The sequence below is a fragment of the Priestia sp. P5_B4 genome, from assembly GCF_056400385.1.
In genome coordinates this window covers 1-4,947 of sequence record NZ_JBFULJ010000245.1, presented here as the reverse complement: position 1 = coordinate 4,947, position 4,947 = coordinate 1, and the positions used below count along the sequence as shown (strand labels likewise).

The 4,947-nt window shown below is 33.8% G+C and carries 4 protein-coding genes; 2 read left to right on the top strand and 2 right to left on the bottom strand.

Annotated features, from left to right (window positions below; translation table 11 throughout):
- Positions 1-692 (bottom strand): collagen-like repeat preface domain-containing protein (locus AC1DRF_RS16555; RefSeq protein ID WP_477741183.1); only part of this gene is annotated, 692 nt, incomplete at its 3' end.
- A gap of 323 nt (positions 693-1,015) precedes the next feature.
- On the opposite strand from AC1DRF_RS16555, the gene AC1DRF_RS16550 reads away from it, so the two are divergent.
- Both AC1DRF_RS16550 and AC1DRF_RS16545 read left to right on the top strand, forming a co-directional pair.
- Positions 1,016-2,116 (top strand): glycosyltransferase, encoded by a 1,101-nt coding sequence (locus tag AC1DRF_RS16550; protein WP_477741182.1) that lies wholly within the window; start codon positions 1,016-1,018, stop codon positions 2,114-2,116.
- On the top strand, positions 2,106-3,656 hold the full coding sequence (locus AC1DRF_RS16545; protein WP_477741181.1) for a glycosyltransferase: 1,551 nt from the start codon (positions 2,106-2,108) through the stop codon (positions 3,654-3,656). Before AC1DRF_RS16550 ends, AC1DRF_RS16545 begins: the two co-directional genes overlap by 11 nt.
- 502 nt (positions 3,657-4,158) lie before the next feature.
- On the opposite strand, the gene AC1DRF_RS16540 is transcribed toward AC1DRF_RS16545, so the two are convergent.
- Complete coding sequence (locus tag AC1DRF_RS16540; RefSeq protein ID WP_477741180.1) at positions 4,159-4,755, bottom strand: VC0807 family protein; 597 nt, start codon at positions 4,753-4,755, stop codon at positions 4,159-4,161.
- Between the last annotated feature and the right edge of the window lie 192 nt (positions 4,756-4,947).

Here is a 4,947-nt window from a genome sequence, read left to right as displayed (position 1 = left end):
ATTCCAGTCACTCCAGTAGCTCCAGTCACTCCAGTCACTCCAGTAGCCCCAGTCACTCCAGTAGCTCCAGTAGCTCCAGTAGCTCCAGTAGCTCCAGTAATTCCAGTAGCTCCAGTAATTCCAGTCACTCCAGTAATTCCAGTCACTCCAGTAATTCCAGTCACTCCAGTAGAGCCAGTAGCTCCAGTAATTCCGGTAGCTCCAGTCACTCCAATATGTGGATAGTGAGCCAAGATAACCTCAATTTGTGTTAAGATTCTGAATGATAGAATGTATGTCTCTGAATTCAAGCATAAAAGAGTAATAAGCATATTTAATCTATTAACTAGTGTTTGCATTAACTTTACTGGAGGAGACAATCTTGTTGTTAAAGCGGATAATAAATTTTGGACAGTGATGATCAAATGCGTAGCTACTGAGGAGTTAAGTTTTAATTCCTTTAACAAGGTAATAAGTTGGTTCAGTAAATTAGAAACGGTATTGATATTTTCAGGAGTCGGATTCTTTAGAATCAAAGGGATTACCCCTTTTAAACTATCTAAAATAGTAAGCAATCGTTTAATTTGGGAACCCGTAATATCTATACAGTCTTTCTTTTTGGAATTTACCCTTTTCAAATTTACCCTTTTCAAATAATTAGTATCATTGTTAGAACTAAAATATCTAACTTTAGATGCACGTCTATAGGCCATTTTCCTTCTCCTTTGTCTAAGGATAAATAATTTCATTACATTTTTTCTGACAATATCATTTACTCCTTACAATTTGTATATTTTAGTTCAGCGTTGTCTTATTGGTACAAAACCTTTAAAAATATACCTATTCCTAAAATGTAGAATTTTTTACAGTTATCTTTACATAGTTATTATAAATATCAAAAAACATTTCAATTTACTAGATATTTATATAGTAGAGCTTAAAATTAGTATCTAAAAAATATATAAATACACAATGAGGGAATAATAATTTAATATTTTCCCATGTATCTATTACAAATTTATAGGAGGAATAAGAAATGGTTTCTATCAGTTTATGTATGATTGTTAAAAATGAAGAAGATTCACTGGGACGGTGTTTGGAGAGCACCCGCCAATTAGTCGATGAAATAAATATTATTGATACAGGATCAAATGACCAAACAAAGAAAATTGCTCGTAAATATACAGACCGAGTTTATGATTTTGAATGGGTTCATGACTTTTCAAAGGCCCGTAACTATGCGTTTGAGAAAGCCACAAAGGATTATATTTTATGGTTAGATGCGGATGATGTTTTCTTAGAGGAAGATCAACAGAAATTGCTGGCACTAAAACTGAACCTAGAATCCTCTGTCGACTCAGTAACGATGAAATATATTTTAGCTACAGATGAATATGGTAACGTTACCTCAAGTTTAAGGAGAAACCGATTAGTAAAAAGAACGAATGGCTTCCGTTGGATTGGGGCTGTCCACGAATACCTTGAAGTATGGGGAAATATTATGAATAGCGAAGTTGCCGTAACCCATAAAAGTATTCACCACGACTCTGACCGTAATTTAAAAATTTATGAGAAAAAGCTACTTACTGGTGAAGAGTTTTCTCCGAGAGATTTATATTATTTTGCAAATGAACTGAAAGACCATCAAAAATTTGAAAGAGCAATTGAGTTTTATCAAAAATTTCTTTCAACGGAAAAAGGATGGATTGAAGATAACATTGCAGCATGTAGAAATTTGGCCGATTGTTATCATGAAATTTTTGATAAAGAAAGAATGATTAAATCTCTACTACGATCCTTTATTTATACTGCCCCTAGACCTGAAATTTGTTGCCGATTGGCTCATTATTTCATTGAAAAAAATGATTATCAATCTGCTGTTTTTTGGTATGATTCAGCAACGAAAACAGGAGTTACATCGGATAATTTAGGAATTCAAAATCAAGCTTATTCCACATGGATTCCTCATATTCAGCTTTGTGTTTGTTACGATGCTTTAGGAGATTATGAAAAAGCAAATCATCATAATGAATTAGCAGGTACTTACAGACCTAACGATCCTAAATACCTTCATAATAAGGAATATTTAAAAACAAAACTTCCGATAGAAAAAGTTGGTGTAGGAAATGAAACATAAAAAAAGGATACTAGTCGCAAGTCCCGTTCACCAAAAACCAGAAATTTTATCATTATTCCTAGAATCGTTAAAACACCTCAAAAAAGAAGAAATGATAGTAGATTTCTATTTCATAGATGATAACGAAAATGTAGATTCAAGTCGTCTTCTTATACAATTTCAAGAGTGTATTCAATCAGTGATTGTCGAAAAATCAGACTACCAAGATGTTTATTCTCGTGATGGGCAAACACATTACTGGAATGAACATCTCGTTTGGAAAGTAGCTGGTTTTAAAAACTCAATCATTCAATATGCAAAGAAACAAAACTATAATTATTTATTTTTGGTGGACTCTGACCTTGTATTATTTCCTGAAACTATTTTTCATCTAGTTCAGCAAGAAAAAGATATTATCTCTGAGGTATTTTGGACAAAATGGCAGCCCGATTCGATGGAGCAACCCCAAGTCTGGCTTTATGATGAATATACTCAATATCACAAACAACCAGGGGAGAATTTATCTACTGAACAAATGAAAGTTCGTTACCAGGAATTTATAGCTAAAATGAGAACCCCTGGTGTTTATGAAGTAGGAGGACTTGGGGCTTGTACCCTCATTTCACAGAATGCCCTTAAAAAGGGAGTCAACTTTAATAAAATATCTAATTTGACATTTTGGGGAGAAGATCGCCATTTTTGTATACGCGCAGCTGCAATGGGTCTTTCCTTATATGTAGATACACATTACCCTGCCTATCATATTTATCGAGATATGGACATTGAGGAGGGGCAAGAATTTGTAGCCAAAATAAAAGCTAGGCAAAAAACAGTCCAACCCAATATCTATGTATCTACTCCTAAAAAAACAAAACTTACTTTGTCTATGGTGATTAAAAATGAAGAAAATCGATATTTAAAAGAAGTTTTGAGAAAACACCTTCCCTATATTGACGATGCTGTGATCATCGACGATGGTAGTACCGACAATTCCGTTGAAGTTTGTAAAGAAGTTCTAAAAACATTGCCATGTAAAATTATACGAAATGAAGTCTCAAAATTCTCTAATGAAGTAGAGCTTCGTAAACAGCAATGGGAGGAAACCGTCAATACAGAGCCTAATTGGATTTTAAATATGGATGCRGATGAGATATTTGAAGACAAATTTGATCGAGATATACAGCAACTCCTCGCTCAGGCGGACTATGATCTTTATTCTTTTAGACTCTATGACTTTTGGAACGATACCCATTATCGTGAGGATGACTACTGGCAATCCCATTTTTTCTACCGACCGTTTCTTGTTAGACATCGAAAAGATTTCTCCTATACCTGGAAAGAAACTCCTCAGCACTGTGGGAGATTCCCTAACAATATATTTCAATTACCGAATAGTATCTCCACCTTAAGAGTTAAACATTATGGGTGGTCGAAACTAGAGTATCGTTTAGAAAAATACAAAAGATATTTAACCCTTGATCCTCATGGCCAATATGGAATGAAGGAGCAATACGAATCCATATTGGACGAAAACCCCAACCTAATAAAGTGGGAAGAGTAAGGATGAAAGTTTTAAATAAAAAAGTAACATCCTTAAGCGGATGTAAACGCCAGAATAAAATTTACAGTTTTCACTAAGATCGACTTTACACTTTTATCTACGTTTGTCACCTACTTTATTTGGAGAAGCAGGTATGATAGCCTTGTTGAAACAGCCATGGTTCTTTTAATACTAAGGCTTTAAGGCTGTTTATCATACCTGTAGAGTCTCCATGTTAAGTGGGGCATGTGCAATTTAAAGTATAAAAAGAAACTTAGCAGAAAGTGTAAAATTCACCTGGGCGTCTACAGCGAATTAATCCAATTCTAAAAGCTAAAGACAAAGAAGCTTTGTTTACAAAAACCAAGGCTCCTTTACTTAGCTCTAACAATAAAATCATAAAATTATTTAGTTATGCTCATAAAGAGAAGTAATTAGAATGTATACTATATACTGAACTTACATAATGTCGGTTTACATAAATAAAAGAGGTTACAGAATGGCTCTCTGTGACCTCTTTTATTTACGCTTTTTGTTTACGTTGTTTAACAAAATGAATATTCCAGTAAATTAAAATGGCAATGATGATATACTGTGCAATAGGAGAAATGACTAAAGCTTTAGAGATAGGGAACTCATACACAATCACAACTTTTACTAGCGCTTCTATCATCAGTCCGATACCCCAAACAGCTGCCATTATCCGTATAAAGTGACGGAATGATACCTCTTCTTCCCACCGTTTTGTCATGACGGATTTATTTGAAATAAACCGCATTGCAAAGTAATAGATCAGTGGCTTCGGTGTCAATAAAGAAAGTAAGAAGACAAGTCCCATTATGCCTGTAACATACGATTCCCTTAACAGAATAAAACGTTCATCTCCTCCAATCCATGCCGCCACTATGCTAAGAACAATTCCTAAAAAAATAAAAGAAGAGAACGTATCCAACTTTTTATCCTTTATGAGATGATAAAGTGTATCTATTAATGGAACACATGCTGCCAAAGATAATGCAATAATACTTGTTATATGCGTTTTTAAAATGGTATAGATTAAATACGGTAAAACAATATTGATGAGGACACTTACAATTATTTCTACTTTGCTTGTTTTCATTCTCTACACCCTCCTTCCATTCTTTCTATATGGTTTATTGAACCTTCCACAACTTTCTCAAGAGCTAAGTGAAAAAGGAACATGTAAAAATATATTCGACACAGTGGAAGAAATTAACCTCTTTATCAAATGTATATATACTTCAAAGTTTTAAAATTCATTATTATGTATTAACTGATATCTATTCATCTA